This is a genomic window from Amycolatopsis sp. NPDC004625, assembly GCF_040609695.1.
In the GTDB taxonomy this organism is placed as follows: domain Bacteria; phylum Actinomycetota; class Actinomycetes; order Mycobacteriales; family Pseudonocardiaceae; genus Amycolatopsis.
On record NZ_JBEXKX010000008.1, the window covers coordinates 66,847 to 82,395 of the forward strand.

13 protein-coding genes are annotated in these 15,549 nt (G+C 65.4%); 2 read left to right on the forward strand and 11 right to left on the reverse strand.

All coding sequences use genetic code 11. The features are described from left to right. Window positions 1–52: 52 nt before the first annotated feature. From ABZW17_RS11380 to ABZW17_RS11410, 7 genes are all read right to left on the reverse strand, one after another. Window positions 53–2,470 (reverse strand): tetratricopeptide repeat protein, encoded by a 2,418-nt coding sequence (locus ABZW17_RS11380; RefSeq protein ID WP_354812167.1) that lies wholly within the window; start codon window positions 2,468–2,470, stop codon window positions 53–55. Between the two features lie 48 nt (window positions 2,471–2,518). Further along, window positions 2,519–3,274 (reverse strand): PIG-L deacetylase family protein, encoded by a 756-nt coding sequence (locus ABZW17_RS11385; RefSeq protein ID WP_354812169.1) that lies wholly within the window; start codon window positions 3,272–3,274, stop codon window positions 2,519–2,521. Window positions 3,275–3,324: 50 nt separating this feature from the next. After that, entirely contained in the window at window positions 3,325–3,993 is a 669-nt protein-coding gene (locus ABZW17_RS11390) for a hypothetical protein (protein WP_354812171.1), read from the reverse strand. Between the two features lie 25 nt (window positions 3,994–4,018). After that, entirely contained in the window at window positions 4,019–4,405 is a 387-nt protein-coding gene (locus ABZW17_RS11395; RefSeq protein ID WP_354812173.1) for a hypothetical protein, read from the reverse strand. Between the two features lie 779 nt (window positions 4,406–5,184). After that, window positions 5,185–6,444 (reverse strand): hypothetical protein, encoded by a 1,260-nt coding sequence (locus ABZW17_RS11400; protein ID WP_354812175.1) that lies wholly within the window; start codon window positions 6,442–6,444, stop codon window positions 5,185–5,187. A gap of 27 nt (window positions 6,445–6,471) precedes the next feature. Continuing rightward, window positions 6,472–7,080: a MerR family DNA-binding transcriptional regulator gene (locus tag ABZW17_RS11405; protein ID WP_354812177.1), complete on the reverse strand. Its 609-nt coding sequence runs from the start codon at window positions 7,078–7,080 to the stop codon at window positions 6,472–6,474. 115 nt (window positions 7,081–7,195) lie between these two features. Continuing rightward, on the reverse strand, window positions 7,196–7,966 hold the full coding sequence (locus tag ABZW17_RS11410; RefSeq protein WP_354812179.1) for a hypothetical protein: 771 nt from the start codon (window positions 7,964–7,966) through the stop codon (window positions 7,196–7,198). Window positions 7,967–8,646: 680 nt separating this feature from the next. Here ABZW17_RS11410 and ABZW17_RS11415 point away from each other — a divergent pair. Next, window positions 8,647–9,837 carry a hypothetical protein gene (locus tag ABZW17_RS11415; RefSeq protein WP_354812181.1) on the forward strand — a complete coding sequence of 397 codons (1,191 nt, stop codon included), beginning with the start codon at window positions 8,647–8,649 and terminating at the stop codon, window positions 9,835–9,837. Between the two features lie 51 nt (window positions 9,838–9,888). Here the strand turns inward: ABZW17_RS11415 and ABZW17_RS11420 are convergent, their stop codons facing one another. After that, window positions 9,889–10,947 (reverse strand): hypothetical protein, encoded by a 1,059-nt coding sequence (locus ABZW17_RS11420; RefSeq protein WP_354812183.1) that lies wholly within the window; start codon window positions 10,945–10,947, stop codon window positions 9,889–9,891. 272 nt (window positions 10,948–11,219) lie between these two features. Here ABZW17_RS11420 and ABZW17_RS11425 point away from each other — a divergent pair, with 272 nt between their 5' ends. Then, window positions 11,220–12,329 (forward strand): hypothetical protein, encoded by a 1,110-nt coding sequence (locus ABZW17_RS11425; RefSeq protein WP_354812185.1) that lies wholly within the window; start codon window positions 11,220–11,222, stop codon window positions 12,327–12,329. Window positions 12,330–12,811: 482 nt separating this feature from the next. Here ABZW17_RS11425 and ABZW17_RS11430 read toward each other — a convergent pair whose 3' ends face one another. From ABZW17_RS11430 to ABZW17_RS11440, 3 genes are all read right to left on the reverse strand, one after another. Continuing rightward, window positions 12,812–13,756 (reverse strand): hypothetical protein, encoded by a 945-nt coding sequence (locus tag ABZW17_RS11430; RefSeq protein ID WP_354812513.1) that lies wholly within the window; start codon window positions 13,754–13,756, stop codon window positions 12,812–12,814. A gap of 173 nt (window positions 13,757–13,929) precedes the next feature. Further along, the gene (locus ABZW17_RS11435) at window positions 13,930–15,039 is read right to left on the reverse strand and encodes a hypothetical protein (RefSeq protein ID WP_354812187.1); all 1,110 of its coding nucleotides are present in this window, start codon (window positions 15,037–15,039) and stop codon (window positions 13,930–13,932) included. Window positions 15,040–15,143: 104 nt separating this feature from the next. Beyond that, entirely contained in the window at window positions 15,144–15,422 is a 279-nt protein-coding gene (locus ABZW17_RS11440) for a hypothetical protein (RefSeq protein ID WP_354812189.1), read from the reverse strand. Between the last annotated feature and the right edge of the window lie 127 nt (window positions 15,423–15,549).

A 15,549-nucleotide genomic window follows, 5' to 3' on the forward strand; every position in this document is an offset into this window, starting at 1 on the left:
TTGCGGTGCGCCGCGCCGCCGGCAGCAATCCCGGACGAACCCGGACACGCCCTCAGTTCCCGGCCGCGACCGACGCGCCGATGCCCCCGGTGATCTCGGCCGACTCCGGCAGGCCCAGCTCACGGTGGTGATCACGAGCCGCGAGCCAGTGCTGCCGGGCGCGCTCCCGATCGCCCAGCGCGGTCAGCGCCCGCGCGAGGCCGGTGTGCGCGCGGGCCGCCGCGTGCAGGCTGCCGAGCTCGACGGCGATCGCGAGCGCGCACTCGTGCGTCGTCCGGGCGTCGCCGGGGTCGCCGAGCTCCAGTGACACGTCCGCGAGGCACAGCAACGCCTCCACGTGCAGGTCCCGGTCGCCCGCCTGCTCCGCGATGGCCGTCGCGCGGCGGAAGTGGGCGCAGGCCTGCTCGTGGCTGCCCGACCGCAGGTGCGTGTCGCCGATGTTGAGCAGGGTGCGGCCGGTGTCGCACAGGTCGCCGGTTTCCTGGTCGATCGCGAGGGCCTTCCCGTGGTTCTCCAGCGCTTCGGCGAACCAGCCCAGCCGGCCGTAGACGTAGCCGAGGTTGGTCAGCGCGGTGCGTTCGCCGACCCGGTCGCGGATCTCGCGGGCCAGGGCCAGCGTTTCGCCCAGGACCTCCGCCGAACGCAGGAAGTCGCCGTTCCAGGAGGCGATCGCACCCAGCGTGCCGAGCACCCGGCACTCGCCCGTGCGGTCGCCGGCCGCGCGGAAGCAGGCCAGCGCCTGGTCGGCGTATCGCGTCGCGACCTCGTAGCGGCCGACCTGGCTGTGGGTGGCCGCGAGGCTCGTCAGCGCGTGCCCGCGGGCGACCGGGTCCGCCGACTCCGTCGCGCTCGTGTGCAGGGCCAGCGCCTCCCGGATGTAGCCGGCGGTCTGCAGGTACCGGAAGAGCAGGCGCGACAGCAGTCCCGCGTGGCCCGACGCCACCCCGTGGACGCCGGCCCCGACCAGGTTGGCGCGTTCGGCGTCCAGCCACGCGCTCGCCGGCTCGCGGCCGGTCAGCGGCGGGACCGGCAGGCCGGGGTCGGGGACGTGCGGCCGGTGGCGGCGCGTGCGCGGCGCATAGTGGTCCATCGCGTTCGCCGCGGCGAACGCGTAGTAGTCGAGCAGCCGCGAAAGCGCGGCCTTGCGGCCCGCCGGGGCGTCCTCGTCCTGGGCCCGGGCCATGCCGAACGCGCGGATGAGGTCGTGCAGCTCGAACCGGTCGCCGTCACCGCGCCGCACCAGGCTCGCGGCGACGAGCCGGTCCGCGATGCGCGTCGCCTCCGCCAGGCCGGTGCCGGTGAGCGCGGCGATGCCGTAGGCGTCCAGGTCCGCGCCCGGGTGCAGGGCGAGCAGCCGCAGGGCCCGGCGTTCCGGTTCGCCGAGCTGGTCGTAGGACAGGCTGATCGACGCGTCCACGGCGTTGTCGAGCCGCAGGTGCGCGCGCCGCTGCTCGAGCCGTTCGAGGTGGTCGGCCAGCAGCCACGACCGGTGGGCCGGCGCGGTCATCCACAACGCGGCCAGGGTCAGCGCGAGCGGCAGCCGCCCGAGTTCGGCGGTGATCCGCCGCGCCACCCCGGGCGCCTGGTCGACTCTTTCGGCGCCGACGGTTCGCCGCAGGTAGGCCAGCGCTTCGTCCGGGCTGAGCGCGTCCAGCCGGACGTGCAGGGCCTCCAGCCCGGTGAGCGCCATCCGGCTGGTGACGAGCACCGGCCCGCCGCGCTCGCCGGGCAGCAGGGGCCGGACCTGGTCCTCGCCGCGCGCGTTGTCGAGGACGACCAGCAGTCGCCGTCCGGCGGATCGCTCCTGGTACAACCGCGTCTTGGCGGCCAGGTCGGCGGGCACGGCGTGCCCGGGCACGCCGAGCAGCCGCAGGAAGGAGTCGAGCACGGCGGCCGGGTCCACCGGCGGCTGACCGGGGTCGGGGTGGAACCCGCGCAGGTTCACGAACAGCGCGTTGTCGCACCGGCCGGCGCGCAGCAGTTCGTGCCCGGCGTGCACGGCCAGCCCGGTCTTGCCCACCCCGGCCATGCCGGCGATCACGGCCACCTGCCCGCCGGTCACGCCGCCGAGCAGCGCGGCTTCCGCCCGCCGTCCGGTGAAGTGCGGGACGGCCTCGGGCAGCCCGAGCTGGGCCTGCACGAAGGTCGCCGCCTCGGCGCGGCCGCGCACGACCCGCAGCACGTCCTGCCAGCAGGCGACGTAGCCGGGATCCGGGTGCAGCACCTCGACGACGGCCAGCAGCAGATCGGTGTTCGGCCGGGCCCGCCCGACGTTGAAGCAGTCGGCCACGGTGGTCCGCGCGGTCCGTTCGGCGGCCGGCCGCCCGGCGGCAGTCCAGAGCCGGTTCACCCGTTCGGCGATCTGCGCGTACGAGGGCCCGCCCGCCCACGCTTTGAGCAGCCGCAGCTGCCCGAGGAGCTCGGCGAGGGTGCGCGCGTGACCGGGATCGGGTGGTTCGGTGAACGCCATGCGGCCATTGTCCGCAGCGGTTCCCCGCCGCGGCCACGCTTTTCGCAGTCAGTCCACGGCGTCGAAGTCCGGCGGCGCCTGCAGGTCGTGCGCCCGGAACAGGACGGCGTGCTCGACCCCCAGCAGTTTCCCGCCCATGGCGGCGAACTGCGGGATGAACTCGGCCGGAACGGGGTGGTCCGGCAGCGCGGCCAGGTATTCGGCGTGCGCCTCGAGCGAGGCGACACCGCGCCGCAGCGGCTCACCGGTGACGTCGACGCCGTGGGTGGCGTTCTGGAAGCCGGGCTGGAGGTACCACCGCGGGGAGTGCGGTTCGAGGCCCTCGTCGGTGACCTGCTCGGGGAAGACCCACCGGTTCCCGGCATCCCGGATGGCATCGAGCGTGGCCAGCCCGGCGGCCCGGTGATCGGCCTGGTCGAAACCGAACCCGGTCTCGACGTCGAAGGCGGACCCGAAGACGGCGTCGGGCTTGAACCGCCGGATCTCCCGGCAGATGTCCCGCCGCAGGTCGAGGCCGTAGACGAGCACCCCATCGGGGTGTTCGAGAACGGTGAGCTGGTCAACCCCGACGACATCACAGGCGGCCCGCTGCTCGGCAACCCGCAACCGGGCGGTCTCCTCGGGCGGATTCGGCATCCCGGCCTCACCGCGGGTGAGCAGCAGGTAGGCGACATCGATCCCCCGAGAGGTCCACCTCGCCACGGCGGCGGACACGCCGTACTCCATGTCATCGGGATGCGCGACGACGCAGAGGACGCGCTGGAAGGTTTCCTCGGGGAGGGCAGGCAGTGTCATGGTGGGCATCCTGCCGCATTCCGGGCGCCCCGTCCGCCCGGCGGACGTCCGGAATGGCCTCAACTTTCCTGCGACACCAGCCGGGCAAGCCGTCCGTCCGCCTCCCGCACCCACCGGAGGCCGTTGGCATCCCGGAACGTCACCCTGACCGAGGCACTGTTGATCACCGCCAGCCGGCCGGACATGTGTTCCAGGAGGCCGGAAAGAGTCTCGTCGACCGCGGAGAGGTCCCCATCGTCAACGCCCGGGCCGTCGAATTCGACGCGCAACCGTTCGGACACGAAACGAGGAATGACACTTGTCAGATCAGGGAGCAGTGTCGGCTCCTGGGTGGGACCCAGGCTCGCGAGATCCAGGCGGAAATCGACGGGCTCACCATCGACGACCGGTTGCGCCACGACATCGTAGATCGGCAGCGGGCCCGCGTTGACGTAGAGCACCTCGGCATCGCCGCCACCCGATCGACGCACCCAGATGCCGAACCGGCCGGCCAGCTCACGCTCTTGATCGTCCTTCCGCTGCCGCTCCGACCGGCTCCACCCACTGATGGCTATCCAGATGGCGGCACCGGCCGCTGCGATCGACCCGAGGCCACCAGTCCACTGCCCCGCTGACGCCCACCAGTCCGTGTGCATGCCGGCGATCCAGCCCCACAGGAGCAGCCCGAGAACAACGACAGCCAGCGACGCGCTGACGACAGAGATCACGACCTTCGAGGCAGTACTCACGCTTCAATGCTCACACATCGCGAAGTTACGAGGCTGGGCGTGGCGACGCGGCCTGCAGCTGCAGGGCCCGTCGACGAGGCAGGCGGTCGCGGGCCAGCTCGGCCGCGGGGACGTCAGCATGTGTCGGCACCAACCGGTCCGCCGCCTGCGTCGCCAGCCGCTCGACGTGGTCCGGGCGGTCGGTCACCACCGCGAACGGGATCCCCGGCCAGGCATCGATCCGCACCGCGATGGCGGAGAACACCGTCATCAACGCGATGTCGTGGATGTCCAGGCCCCGGATGTCGGCGATGACGCTCACCGGCGCGTCCGTGGCCACCCTGAGGACGCTGTCCCGCAGCTCCGCGCTGTTGGCCGAGGTCAGAGTGCCGGTCACGGTCGCCACCGTCGACTCGACCCGGTAGTCCGGCACCAGGTGCAGGCTGTTTCGCTGATTATGAACTCGCCTCGATCTCGGGAGACGGCGTGGGGCGCTGCCTGAACGACGAAGGCATCGGGTCATCTCCCGAGCGGGCGCGAAAGGCCGGCCGGCACGGGTTGCGCACCGGCGATTCCGTCGGCGGCTTCGAGCCTGAGTGCGGCGAGCAGCAACGCGCAGTCACCCGCGTCGCTCGCGCACGACGCGACCATCCGCGCGCCGCGATAGCGCTGTTCGCGGGTGAGTCCGGTGGTAGTGGTTTCCTCGGGCGACGCCGCGAAAGCCTCATCGACTCGAACGCAGACGTGCGCCCACCGCTCGCCCGACCATCACGACGATCATCAGATCCTCCGCCGGTAACTGACCTCTTCCGGGTCGTACCGCCGGGGTCCGGAGCGGGACGCAGGCCGACAGCCGGCACCAGGCCGACGCAGCCGATTCACGGAGTGTAGCCCAGAAAGCACTGGAAGATCGGAGCAATGCCACTTTTGCAACCCTTGCTCCAACCCGACCAACGACGTGGCCCCGCCCGCTACTGGGAGGACGTCGCAGGCCAGCAGCACCGGCGGCGCGGTGCTCGGCGGCGCCGGTACGCGGTGCAGCGCCGAGGCGATCGCCCAGGACAGGGCGTGGACGATGCACCGGTCTGCGTCCGGGCCGCTCAGCGCGTCGAGCGCCGGCTGGCAGAGGCGGTCGACGGAGAGGAAGATGCCTGAACTGAATTTGATCTTGATGGCGGCGGAGAGACCTCCAAGGCGCTCTCTCAGACTCTGTTACTCCGACAGGCCGAAATCCGGCGATGAAGCGACGCGACTTGCTCTTAAGACCTGGGCGAGCGTCGAGAGCGCCTCGAAGACGCCGAGAGTCTCGCCGAGGAACTCGAGGTACGTCATCCCGGAGGGGTCCTCGTCGCTGACCACGCGGCCCGTCTGAAGATCGTGGTGCGCCGTGGCGTGCCCGATCGTGTTGCGCCGGCGGTTATCGAGCAGTACCGCGAACGGCTCCCATCCCGGAACCTGTGCCACGTAAGCGATCTTGTACGCACTGGACAGCTTGTCGAATTTCTCGAGGCTTCTGGGGCGCTTGTTCGCGGGCACACTCTCGGGGTGGACGTCCCCGAAGTCATCGGGGCTGCCGCGCATCACGGTGTTCTGAGCTGCCACCAACGGCCACAGGCACTTACAAGCGAGCTCGAATCCGTGCTGGTAGAGGTCCCTCACCGTCGAGAACTCGTCGCGGAAGAGCACCAGCTCATCAAAGGCCGCTTTCTCCTCCGCACCGACGAACCTGCCGAGTAGGCCCATCTCCCACGACTCTTGCTGCTCCACGAAACGGTTAAGCTCAGTGAACAGATCTCGCTCCAGCGCTGCAGACGCCTGACCCCGACGCCGGAAGGCCCTTAGGTGGTCCGTGTGCCGCTTCATCGCCGCGGTGTGCTTCCGCGAGAAGCGGCCGATCACCTTCTCGTAGCACGCCCCTGTGCTGCCTGTGATCGTCGTTGTGGCTGTACCCAGTACCTGGTACGCCACGCTGGTCCGCTGGTGGCTCGTAGCTGGATCCCACTCAAGCCCGAAATGCTTCTTGGCGATGCGAGTGAACATCTCGGCATTGCCTTGGAGGTAGTACTGGAACAGCATCCGGACCTGGGGCCACATGGCCTGGCCAGCTTCGAGGGCCTGGTGCCGCTCCGACTCGAACGCAAGGAAGACGTCACTACCGAGGATCCCCATGAGAGTCATCGTGGGGAAAGCCCCTGCGGGAGAGAACGAGTCCGCTTCGTAGAGCGACGGCACGAAGGAGTTGATGGTCACCACCGAAACTCCGTCCGGCTCGGGGTCACGGCCGCTCAGAACCTCGCAGTCGATGGCGATCCGGTGGTTCGAGAGCTCGGAGCCTGACATCGACCCTCGAATCGGCAGCCGGCACAGCGGGCACGGGAAATAGAAGCGCGTCCCGCGGGTCGGCTCAACTCCGAGCCGCGCGACGAACATTTCCTCGCAGCCGGGACACTTGAGGTAGTAGCGGGAGATCACGGAGCCAGATTATCGGCGGCCGCGTGCCTACCGCTCGAAGCCGTCGACTATCCGAAGAACCTGCAGGCCTGGGGCGTCGTTGCTTGCTGGCCCGCACTCCACGTCGCAGCGCTCACGCGCCCGGGCCAGCAGGCGACGCCAATCGGCCACTCGTGCCGCGGCGTCCCCGGACGTCAGGAAGCAGGCGATCGGGACGTGCGCACAGGACGACTCCGCCGGTACCGGGGCGGCGTCGAGCACGGGCTCGACGGTCGCGGGCACACCGGCGCATGCGACGGCGCCGCGGTCGGGGGCGTGCTGCGGGTCGTCGGCCAGGCACGGTGTGACGGTCGCCAGGGCGGCCAGTTGCCGCCGCGCCTCCTCGAGCCGCGCGGCCAGCGGCGGCCGCAACCGGTCGCGGACCTCCGCACACAGGCCGCCTTCCAGCGCGGTCAGCAGATCATAGATCTCCTGCGGCGGCAGGCCCAGGTACTTGCCCGCCGAGATCACCCGCACCCGGCCGATCGCGTCGTCGTACAGCCGGAACCCGCCCGGTGACCGGGGGGCCGGCAGCAACCCGAGCCGGTCGTAGAAACGCAACGTCGTCGGCGGAAGTCCCACCATCGCGGCCAGCTCCGAGATGCGGTAGTCGGTCATGCACCGGAGGTAACTTCGGACCACACTCCAGGGTCAACCACACGATCGGGTGGACGCGACCACAACGTCACCAACGTTCGCGGCAAGGTTTGTTGGCTCAAGCAGGGATTGCGATTCACGGCGCCGTCCCGCGCTGCTCAAACAGCCGCACCGCCCCCTTCAGAACCTGAGCGCCCGCCAGTCCCAGGAACAACACCTTGGTGTGGTCATTCTCCATCTTGACGTTCACTACGCCAGGCTCGGCGCTCGCCTGCTTCTGCATGGTGTCCGAGAAGGCGAGCATCGCCCATCGCCGCCCGTGCGCGAAACCCGACGCGAGCCGCCAAGGCAGAACGACACCGAGTGGAGGCTTCAGGAAGTCCTCCGCGGCGGCAACCGCTTCCGAGCTCGTGTAGCCGCCGCTTATCCGCTTGAACGACAAGGCTCGCCTGTTGGCGACCGCCTCGATCTTGTCCTTCCGGTCCTGAAGAGGCGTCGGAACGGCCAAGCCCGCCCCCGTAGCAGCGCGGTCGCCGTCCTTGACATCGGCGATGTTCCACCGCAGGGCGCGTTCAACGCGCTCATCCCTGGTGGTCGGGCTCGCAATCCAGATCGCGGTCGAGGCGCACTCGAGGACCCCGCGCGCCAAGGTCGCCGGAGCAGCCAGGTGGAGGTACCCGGATTCCACCACCAACGCGCACAAGGCATGCAGGTGGTCGACCGCCGCGGTGATACTCGTCCGCACAGCGTGGGATGCGTGATACGGCTGGCAGTGGACATCATCACCCGCGAGCGGGCTGCCCTGGGCGACAGCGAATCCATTGCTGGTGCCCGAGCGCTCGGCCAGAATCTCGGCCAACGTGGCGATCTGGCGCCACTTCGCGTGTGTCTGCTCCTGGGTCGGCATTGTTCGTGGATCAGGAGACCGGCGGACGCCACGACGCAGCCGTGAACAGTGCATTCGCTTCATCCGGCGTGGATACACCGCCGACAGGACACCCAGTCGAGTGACAGCCTGCTCGAACGTCGTTTCCGCGGGCCGGGCCACTCGTCCCTATTAGCCGACTGGGCTGCGACGCTCCAGAAAGACGGTGTCGTGCCAGACGCCGTCCGCTGGGCGATGCGCTCGCGGACGCCCAGCGTGCGTAGCCGGCCGCGCGGTGCAGCCCGATCCCGGTCGCCAGTCACGCTCACCACCGCTGCAGCCAAAGAGTTGCGAGGTAACGCCCGGGCGCTGCCAGCTGTGGACTCGTTGGACACCCGGCCCGCTGTCGAGCAAGCCAGGGGCATTTGCCCTGCTCCCAGATCGCACAACAGAAGAGGCGCTTGTCGCATCGACGGGATCTCGTAGCATGCGGACATGAAGCTGCGCAGGACCGCCAGGGCCTCCGTCGCGCCTGTTCCTGCGCGAAGCGATGCATCCAGCCCCTCTGCCGCGTGCTTGACCGAGCGACCCAGCACGACTCGTCGTGATCGGTCCTGTGGCCATCAGGAAGGCAATGAGCTTGAATTGCCGACCAAGCCGACCATCAGCTGCCAGCCAGTTGAACGTCAACGGAGCCTTCGTCCGTCACGAGGAGCGGGATCATGGCCAAGAAGTCTCGCGACCTGTTTGTCCCTGTAGTACCGGCAGGCAAGCTCGACCGCCTGTTCACGCACGCCTCCAGTGGCCCCCGCCACGGAGCCGCTCGAGAGCTGATGAACCGCATCTTCGAGAACTTCGTCGACGTCGATGGCAGCTTCGTCCGGGAGTTCCAGACGACCGGGTTCTCACCACGACTATTCGAACTGGCGCTCTTCGCCTACATCGAAGAACAGGATCTTCCGCTCGACCGCACCGCCCCCGCGCCCGACTTTGTCATCCGAAGCGACCACCCCGTCGCCATCGAATTGACCACCACCAATCCTTCCCAAGAATCGCAGCCTGGCGCTCCGCCAACGCCGAGCTTGCTGCCGGACGACCTGGAGGCAGCCGACCAGGAGTTCGTCTTCCAGCTCGGCAAGGCCCTCCGTCGCAAACTGACCCACCGCGACGCCCAGGATCGAGCCTATTGGGAATTGCCCCATGTCGAAGGAATTCCTTTTGTGATCGCTGTCGGCGCTTTCCACAACGACCACGCACAGCTCCACCCCGATGCCCTCCTCGCCCGCTATCTCTATGGCCTGGACCAGTCTTTCAGCCACGACGAGGCCGGCAACCTCACCATCGCGCAGCAGGAACTGACGGAGCACCGCTGGTCGGCGAAGCCCAAGCCACTTCCCAGCGGACTGTTCAAGCAACCTGAAGCCGCTCACCTCGCCGGTGTGTTGTTCAGCAACTCCCACACGATCGCGAAGTTCAATCGCATCGGCATCGAGCAAGGACTCGGCAACGACGAGACCGCGCTCGTACGTTTCGGCACCTGCTTCGACTACACACCGAACTCAGCGTCGCCCAGCGAGTTCGCCTATTTCGTCGGCGAACGCCCTGGTGAGCAAGAAGACTTTGCCGAAGGGCTGACACTGTTCCTCAACCCCTGGGCCGCGACACCGCTCGCCCCTGAAGCGTTGCCAGAGATCGTCACGACCACCCTTCGCGACAGCGATGGTCTCCTGGAATCTACTTTCCCCGCTGGATTTCGGCCTTTCAGCTCGAAGACGATGGTGTTCCCGGGACCGCACAGCATCGTGTTCGCCCGATACTTCCAACAGGACCAGCTCGGCCTACTGAAGCCTGGGGCACCTAGTTTTGCCGAGGTGATGCAGCGCATGACGAACGATTCCGGAGAAGGATCCTGAACACAGTTCACATAAGCAATGGCAGCAAAGAGATAAGGATGACAATTGCTGCTATTTTATGCGCGAAGTCCACCAGTTCTTGAGGCAGCCTCGAGCAATGTAACTAAAAATATGTAGATGCATGGGCAGGTCATCACTTTGCCATGTGTTATTACCAACAGCGGCCGAGATACCAAAAGGACGCTCTTCATATGGCGGCTCGTGAAACAACAAGCGGCGACACAGTGGAGCAGGAAAGGGTATTCCTGCATGAAGCTTTTCTGACCGAAAACCGTACACCTTCATCGATAGTTTGACAACTCTGGACCATTCAACCTGTGCATACTTGTCAGGCCTACCCTCCGGGGGTTCAGGCGCATATTCTTCAACGAATAGCTTGAATCGCTTAGTGGCTTTCATGATCGGCGTCAGAATTTGGGCGACTTCTTCTACGTGGCGCTCACCGTAAGGTGACAACTTGCTTGCAAGCTCCGGGGATTCCTGCCCTAAGAGTTCCGCCGGGGAGATGTCCGCCTGAGCATGCCGACTGGCTGCAGTTTCCAGACTACTGACCAACAGTAGCCACGCCAACTCGGGATCAGCATCAGCTATCCATAGCGCATCACGGAATTGGTGCGCAGACCGAATCAGAGTTACCGAATCTTCGGCATCCAGTTTATAGTATCGACTCACCCATTCGGCAACCGGTTCAAGCGAAACTTGCTTTGGTATCGGACAAAGAGGTCGCTCCGGAGGGTTCCAAACAGGAACACGGTGGGAATGAAACTCCGGAATCCCTCTAGTCGGTCCACCTACCGCGAACTTTCGGACTGGACCCCCTGAACGAACACGCGTACCCGTAACCAGCGAGATAAGGCATGCAATTTCATCATCTGGCGTCAAATTCAGCCACGACGACGTCACAGTCTTCTTCGCATGAAGAACCTCTTGATCCGGCATGTAATGCTCATGCTGAAGCGCGATTCCTGGCCCAACGTTCCCATCGCGCGTATCGGCAATACAATTGACAAATGTGAATGGCGGGCTTGCAAATTGCGGACCTCCTGTAAAATAAGAGTCAGAGTACAAAAGGTACTCCGTGCTTCCCAAATATGCGGACTCATGGTCCATGTAGACCTTCTCAAGCCAACTCCATGGTGCATGCACATTGGCTGGCTCCGACTGACCGGACTTCATGACACCTCGTTTCACCTAGAGCACAGAGGCCAACTCTACCGATAAACGCAAAGCTGGTCGTCCAGCAGGACCACGACAAGAACCACTTGGAGACACGACCCAAGAAGAACTGAACCTTGCTTCGTGCGACAGGTCAAGCGCCCAGGACACTTGACAGACAAGGTATCCTGGTCAGCTTTGCTCAAGCCCCGGAGAGGATTACTGCGATGATCGACCTGACGGAGCCACCGGACGACGCACAGCGAGCGTTGCTGAGCATCGTGTGGCCGTTATTTGCCAAGCATCGGCAGTTCCCCGTGTTCCGCTACGTCGAAATCCGTATGAGGAAGTTGGGAATGGATGCTTTCCAGGTGCTCGAGTCGTTCCCGTCGATTGGCATCAACGGATACCGAGGCCGCTACGGCGCCGTTTGGACGGAGTGGCGTGGCGGCGCGCACCCTCTCCCTGAGAGCCCCGTGTGCCTCACCATGGCCGGCCTCTACCACCTCGACGATGAAGCCAAGCCAATTATCAACATCGTACTGACCTATCTGCGCACCCTGTCCACGCGCAGCGAGGTGCTTGCTGAGCAAAACCCCTTTGGCGTAGTGGAAGCACCTGTGACTATCGACGAAGTGTTCAAAAGCCAAAACTTTGATCTCGAATTCATTCCGAGCGTAGCGGCGATAGTCGAACACGAGTCGCCATGGTTCCGAGTCACGCCGAACTCCGAACCAGGCCAAATCACAGGCGAGCTTGGTGTACTAACGGACGCGAACTTCTACTCCATAGAGGAGTATATCGACGCCATCTCGGCGCTCACCGTGCCGCAGCAGCCGACAGCGACCACAAATTACATAAACCCGCTCACACTGTCGCGAGCGATTACCAGCCTCGATGTTACCTGCGAGTTGGTGCTCAAGCGGAAGCTGATCAAGAAACCAGCGGTTGACCGCACTGCACGCTTCGCGCTTGACGCTGCAAGCCACGGCGATCTCCAGGCTGGACTCAGCGCGCTTGGCGAAATACTGAGCGAGCTTGATGTACCGGGCAAAAAGACGATCCATCCAACAGGGCGCCTTTTGGACTACTTGACACAGGAGCTCCCGAACGCCGATAAGGGTCGGATCGAGGGTGCGATCGCTGCTATGGAGGCAGTGCGAGTGATTCGCAACTCGGGCCAGTACCCTAAGCCGAACACCCAACTTCTCCAGGCGCATGACCACCTGGGCCTGCCGTTCCCGGTGCGTGAGCCTATCGAAGCATGGAACGTCATCCGCGCCCAGATTAACGCGGCGTTCACGATACTTCAAGAGGAGATTTACGCAGCACGTTAATTTGATTTCAATGATTGCCAAGACGTAGTTACTACTCAATTGGCAGGCAAGACTACCAGCTTGATCCAACGAGCATTGGCGACCAGCACAGCAGTTCCACACGGAGGTGACTCACTCACGACACCCACCAAGGCGACCGCCATTGAACAACCTCGGTGACGGCCGTAAAGCTGACGCATGGCGGCGTTCACCGAGAGGCAGCCGCCGGAGTTCCGCCGCGCGCGAGCACCGGGGACCGGACAGTGCGCCGGCCCCGCGTTGTTCATGGGCGGGTGAGCGTCGGCTCGGTGAGTAACGAGCCTGCCGAGGTCAGCTGAGCCAGTCCTCGGCTGCCGAGGCCGAGTACCGCCTGCGTCGTCGCCCGGGCCATGGTGTCGGCGTAGCAGTTGGGGTCGTAGGCGGACCGCCGGGACCCCGCGCAGCCGACCTGTAAACCGGCAAGGAACGATGCACCACCTCATGAACCGCGAACCGAAGGCTCGCTAGCGGGACTTGACTTCTTCGCCCCGCGAAGCCGGATCGGTGAACCGATGGACCGTGCCATCGAAATCCCGGAACGTGTGCACGTCACCTGCCAGTTCGGCTGCCACCAGATCGTGCTCCTCTCCCAGCTCGAGAGAATCGATGTCGGGCATCGGCAAGCCCAGCGAGCTGGTGCAGTAGGTCAGCACCTTCAAGACACCGTCGGTCATCACCTCCATCGCGCTGGCGAGTGTCCGGTACTCGACCGGGTCCTCGCTGATCTGGATCGAGGGTGAGAAAGCGAACGTCGGAACCACGTCGATCGGCGCGTCCCCCCGGGGACGCTCGAACTTAAGAAAGAGCACGGCCTTGTTGTCGCCGTCGATCGGCCCCTCGTGGCGTCGCTCCTCGACGATCTTGACTGGCGTCTCGGAGCGGATGGCCACCGGCGCGAGGTCGAAGTAGATGCGGCCGACGATGTGGACGGCGCGATGCTTGTCCAGGTTGGACAGCCAGCGAAGGACCTCCAGTGGCGAGGTGTGTGCTCGGTCGCCACCGTGAAATGGCTGCAGCGCTTCGATCATCCCCCAGAACTCCGACGGTACCAGCGCGCTGAACTTGCGCCTCGACTCGGCAAAGCTGCTTGCCTTGGTCGTGATGGGGAACTGCACCTGGTTCGGCTTGTCCGGCCGGCCGGAGTGCATCACCACGGCCGTCCACATCGCGTGGTCTAACGCGGCTCGCAGGTTGGTCAAGATGTCGCCGAGCAGGACGCTCCAGGACTCGGAGAACTGCTTCTTCGTCCTCACCCGCCACTGCATCCGCACCAACGGGTCTGTACTGTCGGTCAGGTTGTCCCAACGGACGTACTCGTACGAACCGTCGGCTAGGAATTCGCGGGTACGGCGAGCGAGTAATCGCTGGTGCTCGACGGCACGCGCCCACTTCAGCCAGGCTGATCGCATCTCCACCAGCTCATGCTAAAGCTCGCAGCCAGGAAGGTCGTCCAGACGCTCTGGTAGAGCACCTGCGCCGGCAAACTCCTCCGGGGGCTCGACGACTGCGAGCACGTCCTGGGGGCGGCCGCCCGAATTCCGGTCAAGTAGTCAGGTTCCTTGCCCGTCGATCACTCGGTTCGTCAGTTCGACTGTAGCCAAGTAGATCCAGAAGATCCAGTCGAGGTAGAACTCGTCGTAGTCTCGCCTCTGCTTTGCATCCTGGTGACGAACGTGGAAGCCATTGGCGATCTCGAAGAGCGCACCACTGTCTTTCTTGACAAGGGCAGACACCAACACGTTGTGCCGACGCTCCTCGAGGACGAGGGCAAGGCCACCACCGCCGAGCGCTTCTGGTTGCGGTCCGCCCCGCGGGCGCGGAACAACTCGATCGCGTGGCGGACCTGGTCGGCCGGTCCTCCGCCATCTCGCGTGATCAGCTTGCGAACCAGCGTCGAGCGGGCGTCGTCGGTCGCCAAGACAAGGCGGCCCACATCGGCACCCTCTTCGGCCAATCGATAACCGAACTCGCTCCTGTCGAGGATTTTGTTCACCCGCCAACGGTAAGCGAGGCGCCCCGGTTCGATCTCGAAGAGCTCATTGTGCCAGCCGCATTCCCCGTGGCTGTGAAGCCAGTGCCGCAGCGGCCGCGCAGCCGTGTCGTGCAACAACTCAACAACATCGAAGAAGAGATCGTGTTCCTGCACCAGGCGATCCGTACGTAGGGGCCACAGGTCGGCGACCCCTAGCTCACGCTCGACCCACCGCGCTGGCCTGTCCCCATACGGATCATCGATGCAATATTTTCCGAAACGCTTCTCGAAATAGCCCAGCATCTCGAGCTCATGGACCAGGTCGACGAATTCACGGATAGTCTCGTCCCGGGTCAGGGCTCGAGCGGAGCGCAGACCCGTCTTCCGCTCACTCCAGTACGGACGACGAGGCGGCGGATCCTCGTTCAAGCGGTCCGCGTTGACCATGAGATCGCGGAGGAACTGTTGCTTGAAGGTCATGGCCGAACGGGGCGCATCCCGGCCATCTCGAGGACCGGCATACGGGAGTTCGCCGATCTCAGCGAACTCCTCCACACGCCCACCTCTGATGCCTCGCACGAAGGCATCGTCCAGAAGCAACGCGCAGCGATCATTCCAGTCGTTCAGATCGCGTTGGTTGAGCAGTTTGGCAGCCTCGGATTTGAACAGGGCCCGCGGCCACACGAGCTGGTAATCGGCCTCAGCCAGTCGAGCGCTCACCCGTGCATTGTCCCCTGACCAGCACCGTGACCGTGCGCACCCCGGTGAGCCGGCTTGTCCTGATGGGACGCGCCATAGTCGGCGGACCACGGATTGAGACCTGCTTATCGTCCGAGAGATCGCCTGGCCGCCTCGATGATCGACCAAAGGCTGCTGTCGGTGCGGTCGTAGTAGACCCGGCGTCGTTCCTTGCCTCTTGACTCCGTGAGCATGCCGAGCGATGCCAGCCGACGCAGCTCGACGCCGACCGCGCTCTGGGCGATGACTTCGCTCGGAGGCTCGGACTGGTAGAACCGGCGTTGCGGGTGGTCGAGGATCCAGAGCGCGAGCTTGAGCCGGCAGGGTCTCCCGAAGAGGAGCCGCCCCAGCTCGTCGGTCTCCACGAACGCTCCCGGGTGTCTAGTATCAACTTTCAAGATAGTTGATAGGCTGCGCCAGTCAAATACACGGCCTGGTGAGACCGGTGATGGTGCGGTAGACCATCGAGGACCAGCAACGCGAGGGAGCAGA